Source organism: Caulobacter sp. 10L414, from assembly GCF_056395525.1.
In genome coordinates this window covers 14,475-40,069 of record NZ_JBFTJR010000033.1, presented here as the reverse complement: position 1 = coordinate 40,069, position 25,595 = coordinate 14,475, and the positions used below count along the sequence as shown (strand labels likewise).

Sequence of the window (25,595 nt, the reverse complement as noted above, 5' to 3'; positions counted from 1 at the left end):
CCACGATGCTCCCCCTCTGGGGGAGCTGTCGCGGAGCGACTGAGGGGGATCGCCCAAAGAAAAAGCGGCGGGGCCTTTCGACCCCGCCGCCTGATCTCGTCCTGGACCCGAAGGCTTAGAACTTGGCCTTGATCGCCACGTAGAAGCGGCGGCCGAGCACGTCGTAGGTCGACGGGTCGGTGTTGGCCTGCACGTACGAGGTGAAGTACGGCGGCTGCTTGTCGGTCAGGTTCGTGACGCCGCCGCGGATCGCGTAGGTGTCGTTGATCTGCCAGCTGCCGTTCAGGTCGAGGTAGTCGACGGCGTCGATCTTCTCCGAAGCGTCGGCGGCGTCGACCATATCGCCGATGTGGCGCCAGCGCACGCCCAGGTCCACCGGACCCAGCACCCAGCTGGCCGAGGCCGCGAACTTCCACTCGGGGTGGGAGACGGCGACCGAGCTGATCGAGGTGTTGCCGATCGTGCCCTTCAGCTCCTGGAAGGCTTCGCCCGCCAGGCTCTGGACCTTGAAGCTGTCGAGGTAGTTGCCCACCACGTTGAACTTCAGCGAACCGTACTTGTCGTCGAGGCCGACCGCGCCCAGGCCGAAGGCCCAGTCCGCCTGGAAGTCGACGCCCGTGGTCTTGTAGCGGGCCAGGTTCAGGTTGGTCAGGGTGAGGGTGTCGATCTCGCCCGTCGAGCTGTTGCGCGAGAACAGGCTGCAGTAGTAGGCGCTATTGGCGTCGCCGTTGTAGCACTTGTCCAGCACGGTGGCCGCGTCGATGGTGCCGATCGCGTCCTTGATGTCGATCGAGTAGTAGTCGACCGACAGCGACAGGCGCTCGAACAGCGGGTTCTCGAAGCGCGGGCTCCAGACGAAGCCGACGTTGTAGGTGTCGGCGGTCTCTTCCTTCAGGTCCGGGTTGCCGCCGGTCAGGGCGTTCACTTGGCTGTTGGGGTAGGTGTAGCTGTCGATGATCGCCGACGGCACGCCTTGCGACAGGCAGAGCGTGCGGACGGCGGCGGCGTTGGAGCCGGTCCGGTAGCTGCTGTCATAGGCGCAGGGGTCTTCGCTGATCGACGGATAGCCCTGGTTCTGCGGCGAGTAGAGCTCGCCGATCGACGGCGCGCGCACGGCGCGCTGGTAGCCGCCGCGGATGCGGAAGCCGTCGACGACCTCCCAGTCGCCGTCGACCTTGTAGGCGCCGACGGTGCCGATGGTCTCGTAGTCCGACATGCGGTAGCCGGCGTCGAGGTTCAGCGACTTGATGAACGGCAGGTCCTTCAGGACCGGCACCAGGATTTCGCCGTACAGTTCGTAGACGTCGCTCGAAGCGTTGATCGCGTCGGCGGCGTTGAAGCCGACGACGTCGCCGGTCGAGAGCAGGCTGTCGGGCACGTACTGGAAGCTGTCGAACTTGTAGTCCGCGCCCCAGGCGCCGCGCACTTCACCGGCCGGCAGGTTGAACAGGCCGCCCTGGAAGTTCAGCTCGACCATGCGCTGTTCGGCGGCGGTCCAGTTCTTGGTCGTGCGCGAGATGTACGAACGGCACGAGTCCGACAGGGCGTTGTTGCCGAAGGGGTCGTAGCCGCCGGTGCAGATGCTGGCGCCGCCGTCGGCCGCGTCCAGCAGGGTCTGGACCGCCGAGTGGCTGACGTTGCCCGACTGGGTCTCGTTCTGCTCCGAACGCCCGAACGAGGCGTAGAGGTCGTAGGTCCAGTCCTTGAAGCCGGTCGTGCCGCGCACGCCGCCCGCCAGCTGGAAGACGTTGAAGGTGGTTTCCGAGATCCGGGCGCCGACGTCGGTGAAACGCTTGCGCAGCAGGAAGTCGGCCGTCGGGTCGGCGCGGCTGGCCAGGATGGTCGACAGGTCGTCGGGGATGAACGGGTTGGTCACCGGCACGGTGAAGCCCGTCGTGGTGGCGGCCGGCGACGGCGCCAGGATGGTGCGCGAGTCGTAGTGGGTGAAGTTGAACGAGCCGTAGACCTCGGCGTGCTCGTTGACCTCGTACTCGGTGGCCGCATAGGCCGAGTAGCGGGTCAGCGGCAGTTGCAGCAGGTTCAGGGCGCCGGTGTTGTAGGTGCCGTTGACCGGGATCGTCGAGTAGTCGATCGCGTCCGAGCCGGTGTAGTTGACGCCGTTGTAGAACAGCGTGCCGTCGTTGTTGAAGCCCAGGTTCGACGAGGCCTTCACGGTGCCGGCGGCGTAGCCGTACTTGGCGAACACGGCGTCGATGGCGGCCTGGGTCGGCAGGTTGGTGCCGGTGGCGTCATAGCGGCCGTACGGCGTGGTCGACGACGCGCCGGAGATCTTCGCGAAGTCGCGGGCGGCGTTGTAGACCTCGCCGCGTTGCGAGTAGCTGACCGAGAACACGGCGTGGCCCTTGTCCTCGGCGTACTTGCCGCCGGCAGTCAGGCTCAGTGAGCTTTCCTTGCCGTCGCCCTGCTCGGTGACGCCGTACTGGGCGTCCATCTGCAGGCCGGTGAAGTTCTTGTTGAGCTTGAAGTTGACCACGCCCGACAGGGCGTCCGAGCCGTAGGTCGCCGAGGCGCCGCCCGAGATCACCTCGATGTTCTGGATCAGGGCCGACGGGATGATGTTGACGTCGACGGTGCCGTCCGAGTTGGACGGAACCACGCGGTGGCCGTCGATCAGCACCATCGTGCGCTGAGTCCCCAGACCGCGCAGGTCGATGTTGGCCTGACCGCCGTTCGACGGGTTGTTCGAGGTCGACGACACGGCCGGCACGAACTGGGGCATCTGGTTGAGCAGGGTGTCGACGGTGACCGAACCGGTCTTCTCGATCGCTTCCTGGCCCATCGTGACGATCGGGCTGTTGGAGACGTAGTCGCGGCGCGCGATGCGCGAGCCGGTGACCACCACTTCTTCGACGGCGGAGGCGTCGTCGGTCGTCTGGGCCTGCGCCAGCATCGGCGCGGTCGTCATGGCGATGACGAGCGCGGAAGCGCCCAGCAGATAGGTATTTCTAGCCATTCAAAGTCCCCAGTAATCGCCAAGGCGTCGCGGCCAAGGCCATGGAGGCGGAATAAAATTTCGCCGTGGGGCAGGGATGGGCGGGCTTTGTTTCGTGATTGTGAGGTGAAAGTTCTGTAACGTTCCGATGAATTACAGGAACGGCGGAATATGATTTGGCTACAATCGTATACCGGCGTCTTTCGGCGGATCGGGATATCAGCGGGAAATCTGTCGCGCTCTCTTTGAAGCAAAACGGCGTTTTGTGTTCGTCTTGTCGCAAAAGGAGCGCGTGGCCCGGCGGCCACACCCCGTGTTCGTCTTTCGCCATGGCGGCGGCGGCGCCCAAACTGTAGTCTTCGCGTCATGTCCGATGCTTCCGCCCGCCTCCGATCCGCCCTGGAATGGCGCGCCCCGGGACGCGCCGCGACGACCCAGCGCTGGACCCCCCAGGAGGTCGCCGTGGGCCTGTCGTTCGACGCTCGCCCACACACCGTGCTGATGGCCACGCCCGCCGACGTCGAAGACCTGGCGCGGGGTTTCACGATCACCGAAGGGGTCGCCCGCGCCGCCGAGATCGTCTCGGTGGAGGCGCGGACCGAGGATCTCGGGATCCTCGTCGACGTGCGCCTGTCCGAGGGCGTGGTTCGCCGAAAGGCCCGGCCTCGCAACCTGGAAGGCCGTTCCAGCTGCGGCCTGTGCGGCGTGCAGCGCCTGGCCGACGCGGTGCGGCCGCTGCCGCAGGCCGTCGAGGGCGTGCGCGTCTCGCATGAGGCGGTGCCCGCGGCCCTGGCCAATCTCGAAGCCGCCCAGGCCCTGGGCCGCAGCACCCGCGCCACCCATGCGGCGGCGTTCTGCGATGCGGACGGGCAGGTGCTGCTGCTGACCGAGGACGTCGGCCGTCACAACGCGCTCGACAAGCTGGCCGGGGCGATGGCGCGCCAGGGCCGCGACGCCGGCGCCGGCTTCGTGCTGGTCACCAGCCGCTGCTCGTTCGAGATGGTCGAGAAGGCCGTGCGCATGGGGGCGGGCATGATCGTCGCTGTCTCGGCTCCCACCGACTTGGCCGTGCGCCGGGCCGAGGAGTCCGGCCTGACCCTGGTCGCCCTGGCCCGGGCCGACGGCCACATGGTGTTTTCCCGTCCCGACCGCCTGGTCGAGGTGGCGCTGGAGGTTGCGTGATGGCCGACGATTCCAATCCCGCCTCGGGCAAGATCCCGGGCGTGAAGCCCTATGACGCGCCGGCCGGCGGCTGGGGCGCGCTGAAGGCCGTGGCCGGGGCCCTGGCCGACCAGGAGACCATCGTCGAAGGCGGCAAGACCCTGATGCGGGCCAACCAGCCCGAGGGCTTCGACTGCCCCGGCTGCGCCTGGCCCGATCCCAAGCACACCTCGTCGTTCGAGTTCTGCGAGAACGGCGCCAAGGCCGTGGCCTGGGAGGCCACCGCCAAGCGGGCTAGCCCCGAGGTCTTTGCGGCCCACACCGTCAGCGAGATGCTGACCTGGAGCGATCACGCCATCGAGGACCTGGGCCGCCTGACCCACCCCATGGCCTATGACGCGGCCAGCGACCGCTATCTGCCGATCTCGTGGAGCGAGGCCTTCGCCCGCACCGGCGCGGCGATCCAGGCGCTGGAAAGCCCCCACGAGGCTGAGTTCTACGCCTCGGGCCGGGCCAGCAACGAGGCGGCGTTCCTGTTCCAGTTGCTCGGGCGCAAGGTCGGCACCAACAATTTCCCCGACTGCTCGAACATGTGCCACGAGCCGACCAGCGTCGGCCTGCCGGACTCGATCGGCATGGGCAAGGGTTCGGTCAGCCTGGAGGACTTCGACCACGCCGACCTGATCCTGTGCTTCGGCCACAACCCCGGCACCAATCACCCGCGGATGATGGCCACCCTGCGCGAGGCCTCGCGCAGGGGCGCGACGATCATGGCCTTCAACCCGCTGGTCGAGCGGGCGCTGGAGCGCTTCGCCTCGCCGCAGGACCCGGTCGAGATGGCGACCCTGTCGTCGACCCCGATCGCCTCGCGCTATTATCAGGTGTCGGTCGGCGGCGACGCGGCCGCGGTGCAGGGCCTGATGAAGGCCGTCCTGGCCTTCGACCGCGCGGCCCGCGCGGCGAACGAGCCGGCGGTGCTCGACGACGACTTCATCGCCGAGCACACCGCGGGTTTCGAAGCCCTGGCCGCCCATCTCGACGCGCTGTCCTGGGACGAGATCGTCGCCGTCGGCGGCCTGTCGCGCGCCGAGATCGAGGAGGCCGCGGCCATCTACGCCCGGTCCAGCGCTGTGATCCTCTGCTACGGCATGGGCCTGACCCAGCACCGCAATTCGTCCAGCACCGTCCAGCAGCTGGTGAACCTGCTGCTGCTGCGCGGCAACATCGGCCGGGCGGGGGCGGGGATCTGCCCGCTGCGGGGCCACTCCAACGTCCAGGGCGACCGCACGGTCGGCATCTGGGAAAAGCCGTCGGCGGCGCTTCTGGACTCGCTGGGCAGGGTGTTCGGTTTTACGCCGCCGCGCGACCATGGCCACACGGTGGTCGAGGCCATCGAGGCTATGGGGGAGGGGCGCACCAAGGTGTTCGTCGGCCTGGGCGGCAACTTCGCGGTCGCTGCGCCGGATCCGGTGCGCACCCACGCGGCCATGCGCAAGGTCGACTTCGCCGCCCACATCGCCACCAAGCCCAATCGCACCCACCTGCTGGTCGGGCGCGAGGCGCTGCTGCTGCCGTGCCTGGGCCGCACCGAGATGGATCTGCAGGGCGGGGTGCGCCAGTCGGTGACGGTCGAGGACTCGATGTCGATGGTGCACGCCTCGCGCGGCCTCAACGCGCCGGCCTCCGAGCACCTGATGTCCGAGCCGGCCATTGTCGCGGGCGTCGCCCGCGCGGCCCTGGGCGCCGACGATCCCGTCGACTGGGAAGGGCTGACCGCCGACTACGACAAGATCCGCGACCTGATCGAACAGGTCTTTCCGACCCAGTTCACCGACTACAACACGCGCGTGCGCCAGCCGGGCGGCTTCCGCCTGCCGGTGCCCCCGGCCGAGCGCAAGTGGAACACCGCCTCGGGCAAGGCCAACTTCCTGCCGCACACCGGGCTAGACGATCCACGCCGGGGCGACGCCTCGGTGATGCTGCTGACAACCCTGCGCAGCCACGACCAGTACAACACCACCATCTATGGCGAGAACGACCGCTATCGCGGCGTGTTCGGCCGGCGCGACGTGGTGTTCGTCAATCCCGACGACCTGGCGGCGCTGGGCGTGGAGGAGGGGCAGCGCATCGACCTGGTCGCGGCCTTCGATGAAACCGGAGCGCGAGTTGTGCGCGGCTTCACGGCCGTCGCGCGAAAAATTCCGCGCGGGTGCGTGGCCGCATACTATCCGGAAACCAATGCTCTAGTAGCACTAGAGGATCACGACCGGCGTAGTGGTACGCCGGCCTACAAGTCGGCGCCGGTGCGGTTAACCCTACACGGCGCCTGACGGAGGGCCGTTGATCCACGCCCGGCGTAGTCCGCGAGGACGGGAGCAGGGTGCTGGATACGGGATTGCAGGCGCGGGTCATCGAGGTCGCCGACCTCAACGCCGCCGAGCGTGCGCGGTGGGCCGCCTTGCGCGCCGCCGAGCCGATGCTGGCCGGACCCTATTTCGATCTCCGCTACGCCGAGGCGGCCGCGGCCTGCGCGCCGGGCTCGCGCGTGGCTGTTCTGGAGCAGGGCGGCCGCGTCGTCGGCTTCCTGCCGTTCCAGCGGCGCGGCTCGTCGATCCAGCCGCTGGGCGCGCCGATGAGCGACTTCCACGGCCTGGTCGCCGAACCGGGCGTTTCGCTGCCCGCCGTGCTGGCCCTGCTGGGCGCCGAGCGCATGCGGGTCAGCGGCCTGCTCTCGCCCGAACCTCTGCCCGAGCTTTCCGTTCGCTACGCCATGGCCGCCGACCTGTCGGGCGGCTTCGAGGCCTATCAGGCCACCCGCAGCGCCGCCTTCCTGAAGGATAAGCGCCGCCGGGCCCGCGCCCTGGAGCGCGATCACGGCCAGATGGTCTTCACCTTCGAGCGGCCCGCCCTGGACCTGCTGGCCTGGCTGGTCGCCCAGAAGCGCGCCCAGATTCGCCGCACGCACCAGCACGACATCTTCGCCTGCGGCTGGACCATCGATCTGCTGAACCGGCTGGCCGAGTGCGACGCGCCGGACTTCGGCCTGCGCCTGGCCGTGCTGCGCGCCGGCGGAACCATCGTGGCGGCCGAGCTTGGCCTGACCGCCGGCGATCGCCATCACCTGTGGTTCCCGATCTACGACCCGGCCTTCTCGCGCTACTCGCCCGGCGCGCTGATGACGCTGGAGACCTTGCGAGCGGCCGCCGAGCGCGGGATCGCCCGTGTCGACTTCGGGCCCAGCGAGGAAGCCTACAAGGAAGATTTCGCCGTGCCGATGGAGCCGGTGCTGGAGGGCGCGGTGGCCATGCGGCCGTCGCTGATGACCCACCTGCGCGGGGCCCCGGGCGCGGATCGCATCGACGAGGTCGGCCGCCGCCTGGCGCGTCGTCTCGATCGCATCGCCGCCTGCGAGCCGGGCCTCATCGGCCAGGTCAAGGGCGGCGCCAGTTTCGTCACCGGCCTTGGCCGGCGTCATCCGGCCGTCGGGGCCGGAATCGGCGTGGGCATCGGACTTGGCTTGAGCCTCGGCCTGCTGGCCGACTGAGGGAGGAGTAAGGCTTATGACCCGTCTCGTCGCGCCCTGGTCGGACGACCAGGTCAAGGGCTTCCGCAAGGCCCCGATCACCTTCCGCCATAACCTCGCCGAAACCGGCCTGTTCGACGACGAGGCCCTGGCGCGCCTGCTCGACGCCTATCCGGCCGAGCTCTACGACATCAACCTGTTCGACTTCGACGCCGAAGGCCAGGCGACTATGCGCACGGGCGCTCGCGGCCGCCTGCCGGGGCGCGAGGTGCTGGAAGGCGTCAAGCAGGGGCGCATCTGGGTGCAGCTGCGCCGGGCCGAGGCCTGGTATCCGGCCCTGACGCCGCTGATGAAGCAGGCCTTCGCCGAGATCGCGGGCGAGGCCAAGGGTTTCTCGCCCGTCCAGCTGAACGGCCAGCTGATCCTGTCGGCCCCCGGCGCCAAGGTGCCGTTCCACGCCGACGCGCCGGGCGTCATCCTGTTCCACCTGCGCGGCCGCAAGCGGATCTGGATCTATCCTGCCGACGAGGCGCACATGCCCCAGCAGGGCATGGAGAACATCCTGCTCAAGCAGCAGACCGAGGACCTGCCGTACCGGCGCGACATGGACGCGGCCGCGGCGGTGTTCGACCTGGAGCCGGGCATGGCCGCCAGCTGGCCGCTGCATGCGCCGCACCGGATCGAGAACCAGGGCGCCTTCAACGTCTCGCTGTCGGTGGATTACCAGACCTGGGGCTCGCGCCTGACCAACGGCGCCCACTTCGCCAACGGCGTGCTGCGCCGCTGGGGCCTGCCCGTGGCGGCGATGGACAAGACGCCGATGGCGGCGCGCGCTGGCCTGTGGGCGGCCTCGCTCGGCCTCAAGCGGATGGGTCTGGTCGAGGACAAGATCAAGGCCTTCGAGCGCAGCTTCGAGATCGGCGACGCGCAGAAGGCCGCCTGACGGGGTTCGTGACAACAGCGTCATGACCTCGAATTAAGTCGTGCGGCGCGGCCCGCCCGACTAGCGTTCCCTCAACGCAAAGCCATCCGAGGGGACTAAAAAGATGCGCGCAATCATCAGCCTGGCCGCCGGCGCGGCCGTTCTGGGCCTGGCCGGCGCGGCGGCGGCCGCCGAACCGTCGGTGAAGATCAAGGACGCGGTCGCCCGCGTCACCATCATTCCCGAAGCCCGCAGCGACGTGAAGGTCGAGTTCCTGACCACCAACGGCCGCCTGCCGCTGGAGGTGCGCAAGGTCGGCGGCCAGACGATCATCGACGGGGACCTGCGCCTCAAGCGCATCCGGAGCTGCAACGGCCGGGGCGACAATGTCACGGTGAAGGTGCGCGACCTGGGCGAGGTGCGCTGGCAGGACATGCCGCAGGTGGCCATCCGCGTGCCGCTGAACGTCTCGGTCGGCGCTTCCGGCGCGGTCTACGGCAGCATCGGCCGCAGCGACAGCGTCGAGCTGGCCAACGCCGGCTGCGGCGATTGGACGGTGGCCAACACCAGGGGCAAGCTCGAGATCAGCCTGGCGGGGTCGGGCGACACCAAGGCCGGCAGCGCCGCCAAGGCCGAGATCAACCTGGCCGGCGCCGGCGACATCAGCCTGCAGGACGTCTCCGACCTCGAGGTCTCGATCGCCGGTTCGGGCGATGTGAAGGCCGCGGCGGTGCGCGGCGGCGACATCGACGTCAGCATCGCCGGCTCGGGCGGCGTCAAGGTCGCAACGGGCCGGGCCCGCGATCTCGACGTCAGCATCATGGGGTCCGGCGGCGTGACCTTCGGCGGCGAGGCCGATCGTGTTTCGCTGTCGGTGGCCGGGTCGGGCGACATCCGCGTGGCCAAGGTCAATGGCGCGGTCAAGAAGTCGGCGATGGGCTCGGGCACGATCCATATCGGCCCGTAAGCCGCGCCGATCGGCGCACGCACATATATATAAAGAGAACGCCCCCGGAGCTTGCGCTCCGGGGGCGTCTTGCTTTCGCCAGGGCCCGCCCCTGCAGGAGGGGAGGGGGATCCAGGAAACGCTGCCCGTGATCCTCCGGCCGGGGCCGGAAGATCACGAAGCTTCCGGCTTAGCGGGCCAGGAAGCCGAACAGGTCGCTGCCGGTGGCCAGGTCGGCGCCGGCGGCGTTGCGGGCCTTCAGGCTGCCGCCGAAGGTGTAGCGCAGGCCAACCTTCACGGCGTCCGACTTCAGGTCGGCCAGGTCGTCGGCTTCGCTGTGGGTGTACTTGGCGAAGGTCGACCAGCCGGTGTTGGCGAACTTGTATTCACCACCGACGTTGATGTCCCAGATGTCGGCGTCGACGAGACCGTCGACGTTCGACCAGCCGAGGCCGGCGTCCAGACGGAAGTCGTCCGAGACGAAGTAGTTGGCGCCGGCGCGGACGGTCCACAGGTCGGCGTCGAGGTCGTTCGACTGACCGTAGGCGGCCAGACCCGTCAGGGTCACGTTGCCGAGGTACTTCTGGGCTTCGCCGCCGACGGCCCACAGGGTGTCGTTCGACGGACGCGACAGGGCGGTGAAGCCGCCGATGCGCAGGCCGTTGCCGATCACGGTCGTGGCGTGAGCAGCGCCCGAAGCGACGGTACGCTGCGAGACGTCGCTGTCGGCGATCGAGACGTCGCCGCTGGCGGTGATCGTCCACGAACCGGTCGGGATGGCGACCGAGCCGTCGATGACGACCGAGGTGCCGTCAGCGTCGCCGACGCTGGTGTCGACGTTGGTGTAGTCGACGGCGGCGCCGACCGAACCGATGTTCTGGGCGAAAGCGGGAGCCGAGACGGCGACGGCCAGCACGGCGGCGGCGGCGAACAGTTGGGTCTTCATAGTGGGTAATCCCCTTACTCATGTGGTCTCGACGGCGGGCGGTCGTTTTGGGGAGGGCCTCCCTTCCGTCGAGCGGGGCGGATCTATGAAGGTTCGATGACGGCCGCAAGGCTCTGCCAGACCGTTCGAGGCGTTATGGTGCGCAAATACTACACTTGCAGGAACGAATTCGGTTTCTATACGCGCGGGTCGCGCACAAAGATTGTGTGCATCGCCGATAAGTCGGTGAACATTGCTTTTTGGTCAGCCGCGTTTTGGCCATAAGTGTTAAGCCGTTGTGTCCGGCGCGGGGGCTTTACGCCTTGTTAAACAAGCCGTCGCGAAAGCCCTGCGGGACCGCTTGACGAAACCGATTCAGGCACGTAAAAGCGCCCCTCTGTTGGACCGGCTGTGAGCTCTAGGGCTCAAACGCGGTTCGCAAGCGACCCGTAACCAGGCGTCCTTCTCATCCAGAGGAGGGTTCTCCTCGGAGGACGGCGTGGTTGCGGATCACCGGCCCTCGCAAGCGATTGCGCGGGCCAATTTGTTTTGCGGACGCTGCGTTCGGAGTTCTCGAAAGAGGAGTCCGGGTTGGTCTTTGAAATGGTTCGAGACGCGGGCGCAGCCCACTAGGAAACCGAGCGATATGGATCGTCAGAACATCCGCATCCGGCTCAAGGCCTTCGATCACCGCGTGTTGGATCATTCCACGCGCGAGATCGTCAATACGGCCAAGCGCACGGGTGCGACGGTGCGGGGCCCCATCCCCCTGCCCACGCTTATCGAAAAATTCACCGTCAACCGTTCGCCGCACGTCGACAAGAAGTCGCGCGAGCAGTTCGAGATCCGTACGCACAAGCGCGTCCTCGACATCGTTGACCCGACTCCGCAGACCGTGGACGCGCTGATGAAGCTCGACCTGTCGGCCGGCGTTGACGTCGAAATCAAGCTGTAAGGAGGGCCGAACTGATGACTCTCCCCGCTAACCGCACCGGCCTGATCGCCAAGAAGCTCGGCATGACCCGCTTCTTCGACGAAGCTGGCCAGCACGTGCCGGTCACCGTCCTGTCGCTCGACGGTTGCCAGGTCGTGGCTCAGCGCACTGTCGAGAAGGACGGTTACACCGCCCTGCAACTCGGCGCCGGCGCCAAGAAGCCCAAGAACACCTCGAAGGCCGAGCGCGGCCACTTCGGCAAGAACTCGGTCGAGCCCAAGCGGGTCGTCGCCGAATTCCGCGTCGAGGAATCGGCCCTGATCGAAGTGGGTGCGGAATTCACCGCCGACCACTACGTCGCCGGCCAGAAGGTCGACATCCAAGGCGTCACCGTCGGTAAGGGTTTTGCCGGCGCCATGAAGCGCTGGAACTTCGGCGGTCTCCGCGCCACCCACGGTGTCTCGGTCTCGCACCGCTCGCACGGTTCGACCGGTAACCGCCAGGATCCGGGTCGTACGTTCCCGGGCAAGAAGATGGCTGGTCACCTCGGTCAAGAAACCGTCACCACCCTCAACGTCACCGTCTGGAAGGTCGACGTCGAGCGCGGCCTGATCCTGGTCAAGGGCGCCGTCCCGGGCCACGAAGGCAGCTACGTGAAGATCCGCGACGCCGTGAAGAAGGCCGCTCCGGCCGACCTGCCGCGTCCGGGCGCCTTCCGTAAGGCTGGCGAAGCTGCTCCGGCTGCTGAAACCCCCGCTGAAGAGGCCCCCGCGGCGACGACCGAAGAGGGCGAAGGCTAATGAAACTCGACGTCATCAAACTTGACGGCGGCAAGGCCGGCTCCGTGGATCTCGACGACGCCATCTTCGGCATCGAAGACATCCGCGGCGACATCCTGCAGCGCGTCGTTACCTGGCAGCTGGCCAAGCGCCGCTCGGGCAACCACAAGATTCAGGTTCGTAACGAGGTCTCTCGTACGAGCAAGAAGATGTACAAGCAGAAGGGCACCGGCGGCGCTCGTCACGGTTCGCGCCGTGCGGCTCAGTTCGTCGGCGGCGCCAAGGCCCACGGCCCGGTCGTCCGCAGCCACGCCTTCGATCTTCCCAAGAAGATCCGGGCTCTGGCTCTGCGTCACGCCCTGTCGTCGAAGGCCAAGGCCGGTTCGCTCGTCGTTCTCGACAGCGCCGTTCTGACCGAAGCGAAGACGGCCGCCCTGCGCGCCAACTTCGACAAGATCGGTCTGAAGAACGCCCTGGTCATCGCCGGTCCGGAAGTGGACGCGAACTTCAAGCTCGCCGCCCGCAACATTCCGAACGTGGACGTGCTGCCGAACGCCGGCCTGAACGTCTACGACGTGCTGCGTCGCAAGACCCTGGTCCTGACCAAGGACGCGGTCGAAGCGATCTCGGCTCGTTTCGCTGAGAAGGAAGCCGCGTAATGGCCGCTACCGCCCGCCACTACGACACGATCCTGTCGCCGGTGATCACCGAAAAGACGACCCTGCTCAGCGAGCAGAACAAGGTTGTCTTCAAGGTGGCCGCCGATGCGTCGAAGGACGAAATCGCCGCCGCAGTCGAAGAGCTGTTCAAGGTCAAGGTCACCAAGGTCAACACCCTGGTCGCCAAGGGCAAGACCAAGCGCTTCCGTGGCATCGTCGGTCGCCGCACCGACGTCAAGAAAGCGATCGTGACCCTGGCCGAAGGCCAGTCGATCGACATCACGACGGGGCTCTAAGACATGGCCTTGAAGCACTTTAACCCGACCAGCCCCGGCCAGCGCGGCCTGGTGCTGATCGATCGCAGCGAGCTCCACAAGGGCCGTCCGGAAAAGAAGCTCGTTGAGGGCCTCTCGAAGTCGGGCGGTCGTGGCGGCAACGGCCGTATCGCCGTTCGCTTCCGCGGCGGCGGCGCCAAGCGCCTGTACCGCCTGGTGGACTTCAAGCGTCGTAAGCAAGGCACGGCCACGGTCGTTCGTCTCGAATACGATCCGAACCGCACCGCGTTCATCGCCCTGATCAAGTATCAGGACGGCGAGCTGGCCTACATCCTGGCCCCGCAACGCCTCAAGGCCGGCGACGAAGTCGTCACCGCCGAGAAGGTCGACGTGAAGCCGGGCAACGCCTCGCCGCTGCGCACCCTGCCGATCGGCACGATCATCCACAACGTCGAGCTGAAGCCCGCCAAGGGCGGTCAGATCGCCCGTTCGGCTGGCGCCTACGCCCAGCTGGTCGGTCGTGACGCCGGCTACGCCCAGATCCGCCTGAACTCGGGCGAGCTGCGCATGGTCCTCGACACCTGCATGGCCACCGTCGGCGCGGTTTCGAACCCCGACCACATGAACGAAAACCTCGGCAAGGCCGGTCGTGTTCGTCACATGGGTCGTCGCCCGCACGTCCGCGGCGTCGCCATGAACCCGGTCGACCACCCCCACGGTGGTGGTGAAGGCCGCACCTCGGGCGGTCGCCACCCGGTGACCCCGGCTGGTAAGCCGACCAAGGGCGCCAAGACCCGCGTCAACAAGGCCACGGATAAGTTCATCATCCGTTCGCGCCACAAAGCGAAGAAGGGCCGCTAAGCCATGACCCGCTCAGTCTGGAAAGGCCCGTTTGTCGACGGGTACCTCCTGAAGAAGGCCGACGCTGCTCTGTCGTCGGGCCGCAAGGACGTCATCAAGACCTGGTCGCGTCGCTCGACGATCATGCCGCAATTCGTCGGCCTGACCTTCGGCGTCCACAACGGCCAGAAGCACGTCCCGGTCTCCGTGTCGGAAGACATGGTCGGCATGAAGTTCGGCGAGTTCGCTCCCACGCGTAACTTCCCGGGCCACGCCGCCGACAAGAAGGCCAAGAGGAAGTAATCATGGCCAAGCAAAAGCAAGCTCGCCGCCTGGAAGGCGTTGAGGCGATGGCTAAGGTGCGCACCCTGCGCACCAGCCCGCGCAAGCTGAACCTGGTCGCTCAGTCCATCCGTGGCCTGAACGTCCAGCGCGCTCTGAACGAGCTCGAATTCAGCCACAAGCGTATCGCCCAGGACGTCCGCAAGGCGCTGTACTCGGCGATCTCGAACGCCGAGAACAACCACAACCTCGACATCGACTCGCTGGTCGTCGCCGAGGCCTATGTGGGCAAGAACCTGGTGATGAAGCGCTTCTCGCCCCGCGCCCGCGGTCGTGCGACGCGCGTGGAAAAGCCGTTCTCCGAGATCACGATCGTGGTCCGCGAACTGGGTGAGGCCGCCTAATGGGTCAGAAAGTCAATCCGGTCGGGCTGCGGCTCGGCGTGAACCGCACCTGGGACAGCCGTTGGTTCTCCGACGGCGACCAGTACGGCAAGATGCTGCACCAGGACCTCGCGATCCGCGCCGCCCTGAAGAAGCGCCTGTACCAAGCTGGCGTCTCGCGCATCATCATCGAGCGTCCGCACAAGAAGTGCCGCATCACGATCTATGCCGCCCGTCCGGGCGTCATTATCGGCAAGAAGGGCGCTGACATCGAGAAGCTCCGCAAGGACCTCTCGGTGATGACCGAAGGCGAAGTCCACCTGAACATCGTCGAGATCCGCAAGCCGGAAACCGACGCTCAGCTGGTCGCCGAGTCCATCGCTCAGCAACTCGAGCGCCGGATCGCCTTCCGTCGTGCGATGAAGCGTTCGATCCAGTCGGCCGTGCGTCTCGGCGCCAAGGGCGTCCGGATCAACGTCTCGGGCCGCCTCGGCGGCGCCGAAATCGCCCGCATGGAATGGTACCGCGAAGGTCGCGTTCCGCTGCACACCCTGCGCGCGGACATCGACTACGGTTTCGCTGAAGCCAAGACCACCTACGGCATCATCGGCGTGAAGACCTGGATCTTCAAAGGCGAAGTGCTGGAGCATGACCCGATGGCGCTGGACAAGCGTCTCGCTTCCGAATCCGGCCCGGCCGGTGAAGGCGGTGGACGTGAGCGCGGCGATCGCCCGGACCGCGGCGACCGCGGCCGCCGCAATCGGGACTAAGGATAGAGCGCTATGCTGTCACCGAAGAAAACCAAGTTCCGCAAGCAGTTCAAGGGCCGTATCCACGGCGCCTCGAAGGGCGGCACCCTGCTGAACTTCGGCTCCTACGGCCTCAAGGCCGTTGAGCCGGAGCGCATCACGGCTCGCCAGATCGAAGCTGCTCGTCGCGCCATCACCCGCCAGATGAAGCGTCAAGGCCGCGTCTGGATCCGTATCTTCCCGGACGTGCCGGTCACCGGCAAGCCGGCCGAAGTCCGGATGGGTAAGGGCAAGGGCGCCGTCGATTACTGGGCCGCTCGCGTGGCCCCCGGCCGCATCATGTTCGAAATCGACGGCGTGCCGGACGATATCGCGCGTGAAGCGCTGCGCCTCGGCGCGGCGAAGCTGCCGATCCGCACCCGTGTGGTCACCCGCCTCGACGCGGGCGTGGCCGTGGAGGCTTGAGGCTCATGAAGATCGCCGACATCCGGGGCCTGACCCCCGATCAACTCGCCGAAACCCTGATCAACCTGAAGAAAGAGCAGTTCAACCTGCGCTTCCAGGCCGCCACGGGTCAGGTCGAGAAGACCCACCGCGTCAACGAAATCCGCAAGGATATCGCGCGGATCAAGACCGTGCTGCGCGCCAAGGCCGCGGCGTAAGGAGAACGATATGCCCAAGCGTATCCTCGAAGGGGTCGTCGTCTCCGATAAGGGTGACAAGACCGTTGTGGTGAAGGTGGAACGCACCATCGTTCACCCCCTTCTGAAGAAGATCGTGCGCCGCTCTAAGAAGTACCACGCGCACGACGAAGCCAATGTGTACAAGACGGGCGAAACCATTCGCATCGTTGAGTGCGCTCCGAAGTCCAAGCTGAAGACCTGGGAAGTGCTTCCCAAGGCTTCGGCCTAAGTCTGGAAGGTCTAAACCATGATCCAGATGCAAACTAACCTGGACGTCGCCGACAACTCTGGCGCTCGCCGGGTCATGTGCATCAAGGTGTTGGGCGGCGCTGGCCGTCGCTACGCCAGCGTGGGCGACGTCATCGTCGTCTCCGTGAAGGAAGCCATCCCGCGCGGTCGCGTGAAGAAGGGTGACGTTCTGCGCGCCGTCGTGGTTCGCGTGAACCAAGGCCTGAAGCGCAAAGACGGTTCGATGATCCGCTTCGACAAGAACGCGGCCGTCATCGTCAACAAGCAGAGCGAGCCGGTCGGCACGCGGATCTTCGGCCCGGTTCCCCGCGAACTGCGCGCCAAGAACCACATGAAGATCATCTCCCTCGCGCCGGAGGTGCTGTAATGGCTGCTAAGATCAAGAAGGGCGACCGCGTCGTCGTTCTCGCCGGCAAGGACAAGGGCAAGCAAGGCGCTGTGACCCAAGTCCTGCCGAAGGAAAACCGGGTTGTCGTGGAGGGCGTGAACATGGTCGCCCGCCACACCAAGCCGACCCAAGCCGACCCCCAGGGCGGCATCAAGCACAAGGAAGCCGCGCTGCACGTCTCGAACGTCGCCGTCGTGGACTCCAACGGCAAGCCCACCCGCGTCGGCTTCAAGATCGAAGGCGACAAGAAGGTGCGCGTCGCCAAGACGACCGGCGAGGTGATCAATGGCTGATCAAGCTTACGAGCCCCGGCTGAAGACCGTCTATCGCGAGCGCATCCGCGCCGCGATGAAGGAGCAGTTCGGCTACACCAACGAGATGCAGATCCCCAAGCTGGACAAGATCGTCCTGAACATGGGTATCGGCGAAGCCGTGGCCGACTCCAAGAAGGCCCAGCTGGCTCTGAAGGAACTGGAAGCGATCGCCGGCCAAAAGCCCGTCGCGACCCGCGCCCGCAAGTCGATCGCCGGCTTCAAGCTGCGTGAAGGCATGGTGGTCGGCGCCAAGGTCACCCTGCGCAAGGACCGGATGTTTGAATTCCTCGACCGCCTGGTCACGATCGCGCTGCCGCGCGTGAAGGACTTCCGTGGTCTGAACGGCAAGAGCTTCGACGGCCGTGGCAACTACGCCATGGGCCTGAAGGAGCACCTGGTGTTCCCGGAAATCAACTATGACCAGATCGAGCAGATCTGGGGCATGGACATCATCGTCTGCACCACTGCGAAGTCCGACCAGGAAGCCAAGGCTCTCCTGAAGGAATTCCAGTTCCCGTTCGTCAACTAAGAGAGCGGGAAGGGAAAGAAACCATGGCCAAGAAAAGCGCCGTCAACCGCAACGAAGCCGTCAAGGCTCTCGTGAAGCAGTACGCCGAAAAGCGCGCCGCGCTTAAGGCGATCGCCAACGACGAGACCCTGCCGCTCGAGGAACGCTTCGAGGCTCGCCTCAAGCTGGCGAAGCTGCCCCGCAGCAGCTCGCCGATCCGCATTCGCAACCGCTGCGAAGTCACGGGCCGTCCGCGCGCCTACTACCGCAAGCTTAAGATGAGCCGTGTGGCCCTTCGCGAACTCGGTTCGCAAGGCCTGATCCCCGGCCTCGTCAAGTCGAGCTGGTGAGGACGATCAGATGTCGATGAACGACCCCCTGAGCGACATGATCGCTCGCATCAAGAACGCCGCCCTGCGCAAGCGCAACAAGGTCTCGACGCCGGCTTCCAAGCTGCGCGCCCGCGTCCTCGACGTGCTGGCCGACGAGGGCTACATCCGCGGCTACTCGCTCGTCGAGAAGCCCGGCGCGTTCCCCGAATTCGAGATCGAGCTCAAGTACTTCGACGGTGAGCCCGTGATCGCCGAGATCAGCCGCGTGTCCAAGCCTGGCCGTCGCGTCTATTCGTCGATCAAGGACCTCAAGCCGATCAAGAACGGCCTGGGCATCTCGATCCTGTCGACGCCGAAGGGCGTCATGTCGGACACCGCCGCGCGCGACGCTAACGTCGGCGGCGAAGTCCTCTGCCGCGTCTACTAGGCGCGGGAGGGAAAGAGCATGTCACGTATCGGTAAGAAAGCCGTCGCAATCCCCTCGGGCGTGCAAGTCACGCTCGCGGGTCAGACGGTCACGGTGAAGGGCCCGAAGGGTCAGCTGTCGTGGACGATCGCCGACGAAGTCGAAGTCAAGCAAGAGGGCTCCGAGCTCCTGCTGGCTCCGCGCGTCGACACCAAGCGCGCCAAGGGCATGTGGGGTCTGTCCCGCACTCTGGTGGCCAACATGGTGCACGGCGTCACCGCCGGCTTCGAGGAAAACCTCGAGCTGGTCGGCGTCGGTTACCGCGCCGCCATGAAGGGCACCGCCCTGAGCCTCCAACTCGGTTTCAGCCACGACGTGGACGTTGAGGCTCCGGCCGGCGTCACCTTCGCTGTGCCGAAGCAAACCGAAATCAAGATCGCCGGCATCGACAAGCAGGCGGTCGGCGAGATTGCCGCGAAGATCCGCCGCATTCGTCCGCCTGAGCCGTACAAGGGCAAGGGCGTGCGCTATGCTGGCGAGAAGGTTCGCCGCAAGGAAGGCAAGAAGAAGTAAGCCATGGCGCTCTCTCCTCGTGAATCGGCGGCCAAGCGCGCTCAGCGCAACCGGACCCGCCTCAAGTTGCTGGCCAACGGCCGTCCGCGTCTGTCGGTCTTCCGCTCGTCCAAGAACATCTACGCCCAGATCATCGACGATGAACGCGGCGTGACCCTGGCGTCGGCTTCCACCCTGGAAGCCGAAGGCAAGGGCGCGGATAAGGACGCTGCGGCCGCCGTCGGCAAGCTCGTCGCCGAGCGCGCGATCGAAAAGGGCGTCAAGGACGTCGTCTTCGATCGTGGCGGCTACATCTTCCACGGACGGGTGAAAGCCCTGGCCGACGCCGCGCGCGAAGCCGGCCTGAACTTCTAAGGGAAACACAATGGCTCGTGGTGACCAACAGCGCGGTGAAGGCGGTCAACGCCGTGACCGTCGCGACCGCAACGCCCCCGAAGAGCGGGTCGACAGCGACATCGTCGAAAAGCTCGTCCACATCAACCGCGTCGCCGCCACCGTGAAGGGCGGCCGTCGCTTCAGCTTCGCCGCTCTGATGGTCGTTGGCGACCAAAAGGGCCGCGTCGGCTTCGGTCATGGCAAGGCGCGTGAAGTGCCGGAAGCCATCCGCAAGGCGACCGAAGAAGCCAAGAAGACCATGATCCGCGTCCCGCTCCGCGAGTCGCGCACCCTGCACCACGACGGCGCTGGCCGTTGGGGCGCTGGTAAGGTCATGATGCGCGCTGCCCCTCCGGGCACGGGCGTCATCGCCGGTGGTCCGATGCGCGCGGTTCTCGAAACCCTGGGCGTCCAGGACGTCGTGGCCAAGTCGACGGGTTCCTCGAACCCGTACAACATGGTGCGCGCCACGTTCGAAGCCCTCAAGGTGCAGTCGTCGCCCCGCCAGATCGCCGCCAAGCGCGGCAAGAAGGTTGGCGACATCCTCGGCCGTCGCGCCGACGGCGCTTCGTCGCCGGAAGCCATCGAGGGCTAAGTCATGGCTGAAGCTAAAACCGTCACCCTGCGCCAGACCGGTTCGCCGATCCGTCGTGAAAAGGACCAGCGCGCCACGCTCGCCGGTCTGGGTCTCAACAAGCTGGGCCGCATGTCCACGCTGGAAGACACCCCGTCGGTCCGCGGCATGATCCGCAAGGTCCAGCACCTGCTGGAAATCGTCGAGTAAGTCTGTTACTGGACGAACCGAAATCGCCACCCCGGTGAAAGCCGGGGTGGTTTTCGTTTGAACAACCGCCCGAAAGGGCAGCCGAGTCCGGCCATGCGGCCGGGCGCAGATCTCCAAGGAGAGGCACATATGACCAAGCTGAACGAACTGGCTCCGGCTCCCGGCTCCACCAAGGGCCGCATGCGCGTCGGCCGCGGCCCGGGTTCGGGCAAGGGCAAGACCGGCGGTCGCGGTGTGAAGGGCCAGAAGGCGCGCTCGGGCGTCGCCATCAACGGCTTCGAAGGCGGTCAAATGCCGCTGCACATGCGCATGCCGAAGCGCGGCTTCAACAACCCCTTCCGCCTGGAGTTCGCTGAAGTGAACCTGTGGCGCCTGGAGCAAGCCGTCGAAGCCGGCAAGCTGAAGGCCGGCGCTGACGTCAGCGTCGCCGACCTGGTCGCCGCCGGCGTCATCCGTCGTGAACTCGACGGCGTGAAGCTGCTGGGCAAGGGCGAAATCAAGTCGGCCCTGAAGCTGACCGTCTACTCGGCCACCGAAGCCGCCATCAAGGCCGTCGAGGCCGCTGGTGGTTCGGTCACCGTGACCAAGAAGGCCAAGGCGCAAGCCGAAGCCTAAGACCACAGTGTCATCCCGAGCCGCCCAGCGTTCCTAGGGGATCCGGGCGGCGCGGGAGCCGGGCGGGGCAGGGGCCTTTGGGCGCCAATCCCCGCCATAAAGCCCCATCGGGATGACGATCTTACGAGGCTCGCCGTGACATCACGGCGAGCCTCACCTATGTGTGGCTCCGCACTGGGGCCTAAGCCAAGAGCGTCGGCGATTCCGCCGATCTCCGGCCAGGCCCCGTACAATACTTGGAGCGCGCTCCGCGTCGTCGCCTTCGACGATCCGGCCGCGCTCTCGTCGTGGGGAATTGAATGGCCTCGGCCGCCGAACAGCTCGCAGCCAACATGAACTTCGGGTCCTTCCAGAAGGCCACCGAACTTCACAAGCGCATCTGGTTTACGCTCATCGCCCTGGTGGTGTTCCGCCTGGGCACCTACGTGCCGATCCCGGGCATCAACCCGGAAGCCTTCGCCAGCGCCTTCGCCGGCCAGTCGAAGGGCATCCTGGGCATGTTCAACATGTTCTCGGGCGGCGCCGTCGAGCGCATGGCGATCTTCTCGCTGAACGTGATGCCCTACATCAGCGCCTCGATCATCGTGCAGCTGATGGGCTCGGTGTATCCGCCGTGGGAAAAGCTGAAGAAGGAAGGCGGCGAAGCCGGCCGCAAGACCCTCAACCAGTACACCCGCTACCTGGCCGTCATCCTGGCCCTGGTGCAGTCGTTCTCGATCGCCGTCGGCCTGCAGAGCCAGCCGAACCTGGTCTATTCGGAACTGCCGGGCTGGTTCTTCGTCCTGTCGACCGTGGTCTCGCTGACCGGCGGCACCCTGTTCCTGATGTGGCTGGGCGAGCAGATCACCAGCCGCGGCGTGGGTAACGGCGTGTCCCTGATCATCTTCGCCGGCATCGTCGCGGCCCTGCCGCGCGGTCTTGGCCAGCTGTTCGTCACGGCCCAGAACACCGGCAACTACTTCCCGCTGATGGTGATCTTCGTGCTCGCCGTGGCGGTGATCTTCGCCATCGTGTTCATGGAGCGCTCGCAGCGTCGCCTGCTGGTGCACTATCCCAAGCGCCAGCAAGGCAACCGCATGGTCGGCGGCGACAGCTCGTTCCTGCCGCTGAAGATCAACACCGCGGGCGTCATCCCGCCGATCTTCGCCTCGTCGCTGCTGCTTCTGCCGACGACCGCCATGCAGTTCCTCAACCCGGCCAACCTGCCGAGCTGGGGCCAGTGGCTGCCGACCGTGGTCGGCGCCATGCAGCATGGTCAGCCGCTGTTCATGCTCAGCTACGCGGGCCTGATCATCTTCTTCTCGTTCTTCTACACCTCGGTGGTGTTCAATCCGGACGAGACGGCCGAGAACCTGCGCAAGTACGGCGGCTTCCTGCCGGGCATCCGTCCGGGCAAGCGCACCGCCGAGTACCTCGACTACGTGCTGACCCGCCTGACCGTGATCGGCGCGGCCTACATCACCGCCGTCTGTCTGTTCCCCGAACTGCTGATGGGCGCTCTTGGCAACAAGAACTTCGCCCTGGGCGGCACCTCGATCCTGATCGTGGTGACGGTGACCATGGACACCGTGGCGCAGATCCAGTCCCATCTGCTGGCGCACCAGTACGAGGGCCTGATCAAGAAGTCGAAGTTGCGCGGCGGCCGCGGCGGTCGCTGACGCAAGCGTGAAACCACCCGGAAGCCGGATTGTCACAATCCGGCTTCCGTTTTCTTTGAACGCATTCTAGGTCTGCCCTCGGTGAGGGGCGTCAGACCCTGGGAAACGCGTGAAGGGGCTTTTATGAACTTGATCCTGTTTGGCCCTCCCGGGGCGGGCAAGGGCACCCAGGCCAAGCGACTGGTCGAGCAGCGCGGCATGGTCCAGCTGTCGACCGGCGACATGCTGCGCGCCGCGATCGCCTCGGGCTCGGAGCTCGGGCAGAAGGTCAAGGGCGTGCTGGATCGCGGCGACCTGGTCACCGACGAAATCGTCATCGCTCTCATCGAGGAACGCCTGCCCGAGGCCGAAGCGGCCGGCGGCGCGATCTTCGACGGCTTCCCGCGCACCGTGGCGCAGGCGCAGGCGCTGGACGTCATGCTGGCCAAGCGCGGCCAGAAGATCGACTCCGTCGTGCGACTCGAAGTAGACGAGCCCGCCTTGATCGAGCGGATCACCAAGCGATACGCGGAGCAGGGGCGGTCGGACGACAACCCCGAGACCTTCGTGAACCGTCTGGCCCGCTACAACGCCGACACCGCGCCGCTGCTCCCGTACTACCGCGAGCAGGGCAAGCTGGTGGAAGTGGATGGCATGGGGGCGGTGGAAGCCGTCGCCGCTTCGATCGACGCGACCCTCACGGTCGTGGCGTAAGTTTTAATGGAATCCGTTCCCAGAACTGATTCCGCCATTGACGGATGCGCAACGATCCCTATAACGGGGCGCTTCCGCGAAAGGGCGCGATCTGTGCGCGTCGGTCTGGGTCTTCGGATCGGGCCGAGCGCGCCGTTCGCGTCTTTGGTGCGTGACTAGGAGAACATTAGACGTGGCCCGTATCGCAGGCGTCAACATCCCGACGAACAAGCGCGTTGTCATCGCGCTTCAGTACATTCACGGCATCGGCCCGAAGTCCGCTCGTGACATCGTCACGAAGGTGGGCATCGAGGACGCCCGTCGCGTCAATCAACTGACCGACGCGGAAGTCCTTCAGATCCGTGAAACGATCGACCGTGATTTCACCGTGGAAGGCGACCTGCGTCGCGAAAACTCGATGAACATCAAGCGTCTGATGGACCTGGCCTGCTACCGCGGCCTGCGTCACCGCAAGGGCCTGCCGGTCCGCGGCCAGCGCACCCACACGAACGCTCGTACCCGCAAGGGTCCGGCCAAGCCGATCGCCGGCAAGAAGAAGTAAGGTAGCCTGACCGATGGCCAAGGAACCGGGTCGCGTTAAAAAGCGCGAACGCAAGAACATCACCTCGGGCGTGGCGCATGTGAACGCCTCGTTCAACAACACCATGATCACCATCACGGACGCTCAGGGGAACACCATCTCCTGGTCGAGCGCCGGCATGATGGGCTTCAAGGGCTCGCGCAAGTCGACCCCGTACGCCGCTCAGATGGCCGCCGAAGACGCGGGCAAGAAGGCTGCGGAACACGGCGTGAAGACCCTGGAAGTCAACGTTTCGGGTCCGGGCTCGGGTCGTGAATCGGCTCTGCGCGCTCTGCAGGCCGTCGGCATGACCATCACGACGATCCGCGACGTCACGCCGATCCCGCACAACGGCTGCCGTCCGCCCAAGCGCCGTCGCGTCTAGTATTTTTTAGATCCAATTCTCCTTCGCCGGCTGCGTCAAACGCGGCCGGCGAGTCGCGTTCAAGGGACACCACGTGATCGAAAGAAACTGGAACGAGCTGATCCGTCCTGAGAAGCCGCAGATCGAAACCGGCGCCGACGCCAGCCGCAAGGCTCGCATCGTTGCTGAGCCGCTCGAGCGTGGTTTCGGTGTGACGCTCGGCAACGCCCTGCGTCGCGTTCTCCTCTCGTCGCTGCAAGGCGCCGCCGTCACCGCCATCCAGATCGATGGCGTGGTGCACGAGTTCTCCTCGCTCGAGGGCGTTCGTGAAGACGTCGTCGACATCGTTCTGAATATCAAGCAACTCGCCGTGCGCATGCACGCCGAGGGCCCCAAGCGCATGACCCTGCGCGCCTCGGGCGCCGGTCCGGTCACCGCTGGCCAGATCGAAACCCCGGCCGACATCGAGATCCTCAACCCCGACCACGTGCTCTGCACGCTGGACGAGGGCGGTTCGGTGCGCATGGAATTCACGGTCAACACCGGCAAGGGCTACGTCCCGGCCGACCAGAACCGTCCGGAAGACGCGCCGATCGGCCTGATCGCCGTCGACGCCCTGTACTCGCCGGTGAAGCGCGTGGCCTACAAGGTCGAGCCGACCCGCGAAGGCCAGCGTCTGGACCGTGACAAGCTGACCCTGGAAGTCGAGACCAACGGCGCCGTCACCCCGGTGGACGCCGTGGCCTACGCCGCTCGCATCCTGCAAGACCAGCTGCAGATCTTCATCACCTTCGAAGAGCCCAAGGCCAAGGCCGCGGACGAAACGAAGCCCGAGCTGCCGTTCAACCCGGCTCTGCTCAAGAAGGTCGACGAGCTGGAACTGTCGGTCCGTTCGGCCAACTGCCTGAAGAACGACAACATCGTCTACATCGGCGACCTGATCCAGAAGACCGAAGCCGAGATGCTCCGCACCCCGAACTTCGGTCGCAAGTCGCTGAACGAAATCAAGGAAGTGCTCGCCGGCATGGGTCTGCACCTCGGCATGGACGTGCCGAACTGGCCGCCGGAAAACATCGAAGACCTGGCCAAGAAGTTCGACGACCAGATCTAAGATCGAGACTTTCGCGCTGAATCCGGGCCGCCTTTCGATCCCTCGGGACCGGAAGGCGGCCTGGGCCTTTTGAAGCCGCCATGCGGTGGAGGGCCCCGGCGCATCGCTCTGAACTCGGCCGGGACGAGGCTGGGATTGGTGACCAACAGGCGCCTCATTCGCGCCGCTCGGGCTTAGAGCCCAGGAGATAAAGAAATGCGTCACGGCTACGCCCACCGCAAACTCGGCCGCACCTCGGCTCACCGCACCGCCATGTTCGCCAACATGTCGGCTTCGCTGATCAAGCACGAGCAGATCGTCACCACCCTGCCGAAGGCCAAGGAACTGCGCCCGATCGTCGAAAAGCTGGTCACCCTGGCCAAGCGCGGCGACCTGCACGCTCGTCGTCAGGCCATCAGCTCGGTCCGCGACGTCGAGCAAGTCGGCAAGCTCTTCGCCGTGCTCGGCCCGCGCTACAAGGACCGTCAGGGCGGCTACATCCGCGTCCTGAAGGCCGGCTTCCGCTACGGCGACAACGCCCCGATGGCCGTCATCGAGTTCGTCGACCGCGACGTCTCGGAAAAGGGCAAGGACTCGGGTCCGGTCTACGCCAACGAAGCCGAAGACTAATCTTCAGCCCAGGCTGAAACGAGAAGGCCCCGGAGCGATCCGG

General features: G+C 66.1%; 34 protein-coding genes. 32 read left to right on the top strand and 2 right to left on the bottom strand.

The genetic code is table 11. The annotated features are described in order from the left end of the window. Positions 1–115: 115 nt before the first annotated feature. Positions 116–2,974 carry a TonB-dependent receptor plug domain-containing protein gene (locus AC1DCG_RS14535; protein ID WP_165262832.1) on the bottom strand — a complete coding sequence of 953 codons (2,859 nt, stop codon included), beginning with the start codon at positions 2,972–2,974 and terminating at the stop codon, positions 116–118. A 345-nt stretch (positions 2,975–3,319) separates the two neighbouring features. On the opposite strand from AC1DCG_RS14535, the gene fdhD reads away from it, so the two are divergent. From fdhD to AC1DCG_RS14510, 5 genes are all read left to right on the top strand, one after another. Continuing rightward, on the top strand, positions 3,320–4,135 hold the full coding sequence (fdhD, locus tag AC1DCG_RS14530) for a formate dehydrogenase accessory sulfurtransferase FdhD (protein WP_477030645.1): 816 nt from the start codon (positions 3,320–3,322) through the stop codon (positions 4,133–4,135). Beyond that, positions 4,135–6,444: an FdhF/YdeP family oxidoreductase gene (locus tag AC1DCG_RS14525; RefSeq protein WP_477036808.1), complete on the top strand. Its 2,310-nt coding sequence runs from the start codon at positions 4,135–4,137 to the stop codon at positions 6,442–6,444. The genes fdhD and AC1DCG_RS14525 overlap by 1 nt, the downstream gene beginning before the upstream one ends. Before the next feature lie 65 nt (positions 6,445–6,509). After that, positions 6,510–7,658 carry a GNAT family N-acetyltransferase gene (locus AC1DCG_RS14520; protein ID WP_477036807.1) on the top strand — a complete coding sequence of 383 codons (1,149 nt, stop codon included), beginning with the start codon at positions 6,510–6,512 and terminating at the stop codon, positions 7,656–7,658. Between the two features lie 16 nt (positions 7,659–7,674). Continuing rightward, on the top strand, positions 7,675–8,580 hold the full coding sequence (locus AC1DCG_RS14515) for a transcriptional regulator (protein WP_477036806.1): 906 nt from the start codon (positions 7,675–7,677) through the stop codon (positions 8,578–8,580). A gap of 103 nt (positions 8,581–8,683) precedes the next feature. Then, positions 8,684–9,526, top strand: a complete 843-nt coding sequence (locus tag AC1DCG_RS14510) for a GIN domain-containing protein (RefSeq protein WP_477030641.1) — start codon at positions 8,684–8,686, stop codon at positions 9,524–9,526. 169 nt (positions 9,527–9,695) lie between these two features. On the opposite strand, the gene AC1DCG_RS14505 is transcribed toward AC1DCG_RS14510, so the two are convergent. Continuing rightward, the gene (locus tag AC1DCG_RS14505) at positions 9,696–10,451 is read right to left on the bottom strand and encodes a hypothetical protein (RefSeq protein WP_165262842.1); all 756 of its coding nucleotides are present in this window, start codon (positions 10,449–10,451) and stop codon (positions 9,696–9,698) included. A 625-nt stretch (positions 10,452–11,076) separates the two neighbouring features. Here AC1DCG_RS14505 and rpsJ point away from each other — a divergent pair. From rpsJ to rplQ, 27 genes are all read left to right on the top strand, one after another. Continuing rightward, positions 11,077–11,385 (top strand): 30S ribosomal protein S10, encoded by a 309-nt coding sequence (gene rpsJ, locus AC1DCG_RS14500; RefSeq protein ID WP_004616952.1) that lies wholly within the window; start codon positions 11,077–11,079, stop codon positions 11,383–11,385. A 14-nt stretch (positions 11,386–11,399) separates the two neighbouring features. Next, the gene (gene rplC / locus AC1DCG_RS14495; protein ID WP_165262844.1) at positions 11,400–12,164 is read left to right on the top strand and encodes a 50S ribosomal protein L3; all 765 of its coding nucleotides are present in this window, start codon (positions 11,400–11,402) and stop codon (positions 12,162–12,164) included. Next, on the top strand, positions 12,164–12,802 hold the full coding sequence (rplD, locus tag AC1DCG_RS14490) for a 50S ribosomal protein L4 (protein WP_165262846.1): 639 nt from the start codon (positions 12,164–12,166) through the stop codon (positions 12,800–12,802). Before rplC ends, rplD begins: the two co-directional genes overlap by 1 nt. Then, positions 12,802–13,098, top strand: coding sequence for a 50S ribosomal protein L23 (locus AC1DCG_RS14485; protein WP_058348433.1), 297 nt, complete (start codon positions 12,802–12,804; stop codon positions 13,096–13,098). Before rplD ends, AC1DCG_RS14485 begins: the two co-directional genes overlap by 1 nt. Before the next feature lie 3 nt (positions 13,099–13,101). Continuing rightward, positions 13,102–13,938: a 50S ribosomal protein L2 gene (gene rplB / locus AC1DCG_RS14480; RefSeq protein ID WP_058348434.1), complete on the top strand. Its 837-nt coding sequence runs from the start codon at positions 13,102–13,104 to the stop codon at positions 13,936–13,938. Positions 13,939–13,941: 3 nt separating this feature from the next. After that, entirely contained in the window at positions 13,942–14,220 is a 279-nt protein-coding gene (gene rpsS, locus AC1DCG_RS14475) for a 30S ribosomal protein S19 (protein ID WP_029912294.1), read from the top strand. A 2-nt stretch (positions 14,221–14,222) separates the two neighbouring features. Continuing rightward, positions 14,223–14,603 carry a 50S ribosomal protein L22 gene (gene rplV / locus AC1DCG_RS14470; protein ID WP_116489696.1) on the top strand — a complete coding sequence of 127 codons (381 nt, stop codon included), beginning with the start codon at positions 14,223–14,225 and terminating at the stop codon, positions 14,601–14,603. Further along, on the top strand, positions 14,603–15,352 hold the full coding sequence (rpsC, locus tag AC1DCG_RS14465) for a 30S ribosomal protein S3 (RefSeq protein ID WP_058348436.1): 750 nt from the start codon (positions 14,603–14,605) through the stop codon (positions 15,350–15,352). Before rplV ends, rpsC begins: the two co-directional genes overlap by 1 nt. 12 nt (positions 15,353–15,364) lie before the next feature. Beyond that, a complete protein-coding gene (gene rplP / locus AC1DCG_RS14460) occupies positions 15,365–15,796 on the top strand; it encodes a 50S ribosomal protein L16 (RefSeq protein ID WP_058348437.1) in 432 nt (143 codons plus the stop codon). A gap of 5 nt (positions 15,797–15,801) precedes the next feature. Continuing rightward, positions 15,802–15,993 (top strand): 50S ribosomal protein L29, encoded by a 192-nt coding sequence (gene rpmC, locus AC1DCG_RS14455; RefSeq protein WP_101715812.1) that lies wholly within the window; start codon positions 15,802–15,804, stop codon positions 15,991–15,993. Between the two features lie 10 nt (positions 15,994–16,003). Continuing rightward, entirely contained in the window at positions 16,004–16,243 is a 240-nt protein-coding gene (rpsQ, locus tag AC1DCG_RS14450; protein WP_101715813.1) for a 30S ribosomal protein S17, read from the top strand. 18 nt (positions 16,244–16,261) lie between these two features. Further along, positions 16,262–16,630, top strand: coding sequence for a 50S ribosomal protein L14 (gene rplN / locus AC1DCG_RS14445; protein ID WP_058348440.1), 369 nt, complete (start codon positions 16,262–16,264; stop codon positions 16,628–16,630). Further along, the gene (gene rplX / locus AC1DCG_RS14440; RefSeq protein ID WP_101719241.1) at positions 16,630–16,944 is read left to right on the top strand and encodes a 50S ribosomal protein L24; all 315 of its coding nucleotides are present in this window, start codon (positions 16,630–16,632) and stop codon (positions 16,942–16,944) included. Before rplN ends, rplX begins: the two co-directional genes overlap by 1 nt. Continuing rightward, positions 16,937–17,494 carry a 50S ribosomal protein L5 gene (gene rplE / locus AC1DCG_RS14435; RefSeq protein ID WP_109455089.1) on the top strand — a complete coding sequence of 186 codons (558 nt, stop codon included), beginning with the start codon at positions 16,937–16,939 and terminating at the stop codon, positions 17,492–17,494. Before rplX ends, rplE begins: the two co-directional genes overlap by 8 nt. Positions 17,495–17,517: 23 nt before the next feature. Further along, positions 17,518–17,823 (top strand): 30S ribosomal protein S14, encoded by a 306-nt coding sequence (rpsN, locus tag AC1DCG_RS14430; protein WP_058348443.1) that lies wholly within the window; start codon positions 17,518–17,520, stop codon positions 17,821–17,823. Between the two features lie 10 nt (positions 17,824–17,833). Continuing rightward, a complete protein-coding gene (gene rpsH, locus AC1DCG_RS14425) occupies positions 17,834–18,232 on the top strand; it encodes a 30S ribosomal protein S8 (RefSeq protein ID WP_058348444.1) in 399 nt (132 codons plus the stop codon). A gap of 18 nt (positions 18,233–18,250) precedes the next feature. Continuing rightward, positions 18,251–18,784, top strand: coding sequence for a 50S ribosomal protein L6 (rplF, locus tag AC1DCG_RS14420; RefSeq protein WP_165262850.1), 534 nt, complete (start codon positions 18,251–18,253; stop codon positions 18,782–18,784). 3 nt (positions 18,785–18,787) lie between these two features. Continuing rightward, the gene (gene rplR / locus AC1DCG_RS14415; RefSeq protein ID WP_477030638.1) at positions 18,788–19,138 is read left to right on the top strand and encodes a 50S ribosomal protein L18; all 351 of its coding nucleotides are present in this window, start codon (positions 18,788–18,790) and stop codon (positions 19,136–19,138) included. 10 nt (positions 19,139–19,148) lie between these two features. Beyond that, positions 19,149–19,754, top strand: a complete 606-nt coding sequence (rpsE, locus tag AC1DCG_RS14410; protein ID WP_058348447.1) for a 30S ribosomal protein S5 — start codon at positions 19,149–19,151, stop codon at positions 19,752–19,754. A gap of 3 nt (positions 19,755–19,757) precedes the next feature. Further along, positions 19,758–19,943, top strand: coding sequence for a 50S ribosomal protein L30 (gene rpmD, locus AC1DCG_RS14405; RefSeq protein ID WP_441946964.1), 186 nt, complete (start codon positions 19,758–19,760; stop codon positions 19,941–19,943). A gap of 129 nt (positions 19,944–20,072) precedes the next feature. Continuing rightward, the gene (rplO, locus tag AC1DCG_RS14400) at positions 20,073–20,558 is read left to right on the top strand and encodes a 50S ribosomal protein L15 (RefSeq protein ID WP_477030637.1); all 486 of its coding nucleotides are present in this window, start codon (positions 20,073–20,075) and stop codon (positions 20,556–20,558) included. Between the two features lie 299 nt (positions 20,559–20,857). Further along, a complete protein-coding gene (gene secY, locus AC1DCG_RS14395; protein ID WP_165262856.1) occupies positions 20,858–22,216 on the top strand; it encodes a preprotein translocase subunit SecY in 1,359 nt (452 codons plus the stop codon). A 123-nt stretch (positions 22,217–22,339) separates the two neighbouring features. Beyond that, a complete protein-coding gene (locus tag AC1DCG_RS14390; RefSeq protein ID WP_058348451.1) occupies positions 22,340–22,909 on the top strand; it encodes an adenylate kinase in 570 nt (189 codons plus the stop codon). Positions 22,910–23,081: 172 nt separating this feature from the next. Then, on the top strand, positions 23,082–23,450 hold the full coding sequence (gene rpsM / locus AC1DCG_RS14385) for a 30S ribosomal protein S13 (protein WP_165262858.1): 369 nt from the start codon (positions 23,082–23,084) through the stop codon (positions 23,448–23,450). 13 nt (positions 23,451–23,463) lie between these two features. Beyond that, the gene (rpsK, locus tag AC1DCG_RS14380; RefSeq protein ID WP_058348453.1) at positions 23,464–23,853 is read left to right on the top strand and encodes a 30S ribosomal protein S11; all 390 of its coding nucleotides are present in this window, start codon (positions 23,464–23,466) and stop codon (positions 23,851–23,853) included. Between the two features lie 73 nt (positions 23,854–23,926). Next, complete coding sequence (locus AC1DCG_RS14375) at positions 23,927–24,943, top strand: DNA-directed RNA polymerase subunit alpha (RefSeq protein WP_058348454.1); 1,017 nt, start codon at positions 23,927–23,929, stop codon at positions 24,941–24,943. A gap of 195 nt (positions 24,944–25,138) precedes the next feature. Further along, positions 25,139–25,552 (top strand): 50S ribosomal protein L17, encoded by a 414-nt coding sequence (rplQ, locus tag AC1DCG_RS14370; protein ID WP_101715823.1) that lies wholly within the window; start codon positions 25,139–25,141, stop codon positions 25,550–25,552. Positions 25,553–25,595 lie beyond the last annotated feature (43 nt).

Coding starts and splice junctions, on each gene's coding strand:
- AC1DCG_RS14505 (WP_165262842.1), bottom strand. CDS start 10,451: ATGAAGACCCAACTGTTCGCCGCCGCCGCCGTGCTGGCCGTCGCCGTC.
- AC1DCG_RS14525 (WP_477036808.1), top strand. CDS start 4,135: ATGGCCGACGATTCCAATCCCGCCTCGGGCAAGATCCCGGGCGTGAAG.
- rplF (WP_165262850.1), top strand. CDS start 18,251: ATGTCACGTATCGGTAAGAAAGCCGTCGCAATCCCCTCGGGCGTGCAA.
- rplN (WP_058348440.1), top strand. CDS start 16,262: ATGATCCAGATGCAAACTAACCTGGACGTCGCCGACAACTCTGGCGCT.
- rpsH (WP_058348444.1), top strand. CDS start 17,834: ATGTCGATGAACGACCCCCTGAGCGACATGATCGCTCGCATCAAGAAC.
- AC1DCG_RS14535 (WP_165262832.1), bottom strand. CDS start 2,974: ATGGCTAGAAATACCTATCTGCTGGGCGCTTCCGCGCTCGTCATCGCC.
- AC1DCG_RS14510 (WP_477030641.1), top strand. CDS start 8,684: ATGCGCGCAATCATCAGCCTGGCCGCCGGCGCGGCCGTTCTGGGCCTG.
- rplO (WP_477030637.1), top strand. CDS start 20,073: ATGACCAAGCTGAACGAACTGGCTCCGGCTCCCGGCTCCACCAAGGGC.
- secY (WP_165262856.1), top strand. CDS start 20,858: ATGGCCTCGGCCGCCGAACAGCTCGCAGCCAACATGAACTTCGGGTCC.
- AC1DCG_RS14390 (WP_058348451.1), top strand. CDS start 22,340: ATGAACTTGATCCTGTTTGGCCCTCCCGGGGCGGGCAAGGGCACCCAG.
- rpsC (WP_058348436.1), top strand. CDS start 14,603: ATGGGTCAGAAAGTCAATCCGGTCGGGCTGCGGCTCGGCGTGAACCGC.
- rplE (WP_109455089.1), top strand. CDS start 16,937: ATGGCTGATCAAGCTTACGAGCCCCGGCTGAAGACCGTCTATCGCGAG.
- AC1DCG_RS14485 (WP_058348433.1), top strand. CDS start 12,802: ATGGCCGCTACCGCCCGCCACTACGACACGATCCTGTCGCCGGTGATC.
- rplB (WP_058348434.1), top strand. CDS start 13,102: ATGGCCTTGAAGCACTTTAACCCGACCAGCCCCGGCCAGCGCGGCCTG.
- AC1DCG_RS14515 (WP_477036806.1), top strand. CDS start 7,675: ATGACCCGTCTCGTCGCGCCCTGGTCGGACGACCAGGTCAAGGGCTTC.
- rplV (WP_116489696.1), top strand. CDS start 14,223: ATGGCCAAGCAAAAGCAAGCTCGCCGCCTGGAAGGCGTTGAGGCGATG.
- rpmD (WP_441946964.1), top strand. CDS start 19,758: ATGGCTGAAGCTAAAACCGTCACCCTGCGCCAGACCGGTTCGCCGATC.
- rpmC (WP_101715812.1), top strand. CDS start 15,802: ATGAAGATCGCCGACATCCGGGGCCTGACCCCCGATCAACTCGCCGAA.
- rplD (WP_165262846.1), top strand. CDS start 12,164: ATGAAACTCGACGTCATCAAACTTGACGGCGGCAAGGCCGGCTCCGTG.
- rplX (WP_101719241.1), top strand. CDS start 16,630: ATGGCTGCTAAGATCAAGAAGGGCGACCGCGTCGTCGTTCTCGCCGGC.
- rpsS (WP_029912294.1), top strand. CDS start 13,942: ATGACCCGCTCAGTCTGGAAAGGCCCGTTTGTCGACGGGTACCTCCTG.
- rpsQ (WP_101715813.1), top strand. CDS start 16,004: ATGCCCAAGCGTATCCTCGAAGGGGTCGTCGTCTCCGATAAGGGTGAC.
- rplQ (WP_101715823.1), top strand. CDS start 25,139: ATGCGTCACGGCTACGCCCACCGCAAACTCGGCCGCACCTCGGCTCAC.
- rplC (WP_165262844.1), top strand. CDS start 11,400: ATGACTCTCCCCGCTAACCGCACCGGCCTGATCGCCAAGAAGCTCGGC.
- rpsJ (WP_004616952.1), top strand. CDS start 11,077: ATGGATCGTCAGAACATCCGCATCCGGCTCAAGGCCTTCGATCACCGC.
- rpsE (WP_058348447.1), top strand. CDS start 19,149: ATGGCTCGTGGTGACCAACAGCGCGGTGAAGGCGGTCAACGCCGTGAC.
- rpsN (WP_058348443.1), top strand. CDS start 17,518: ATGGCCAAGAAAAGCGCCGTCAACCGCAACGAAGCCGTCAAGGCTCTC.
- fdhD (WP_477030645.1), top strand. CDS start 3,320: ATGTCCGATGCTTCCGCCCGCCTCCGATCCGCCCTGGAATGGCGCGCC.
- rplR (WP_477030638.1), top strand. CDS start 18,788: ATGGCGCTCTCTCCTCGTGAATCGGCGGCCAAGCGCGCTCAGCGCAAC.
- rpsK (WP_058348453.1), top strand. CDS start 23,464: ATGGCCAAGGAACCGGGTCGCGTTAAAAAGCGCGAACGCAAGAACATC.
- rplP (WP_058348437.1), top strand. CDS start 15,365: ATGCTGTCACCGAAGAAAACCAAGTTCCGCAAGCAGTTCAAGGGCCGT.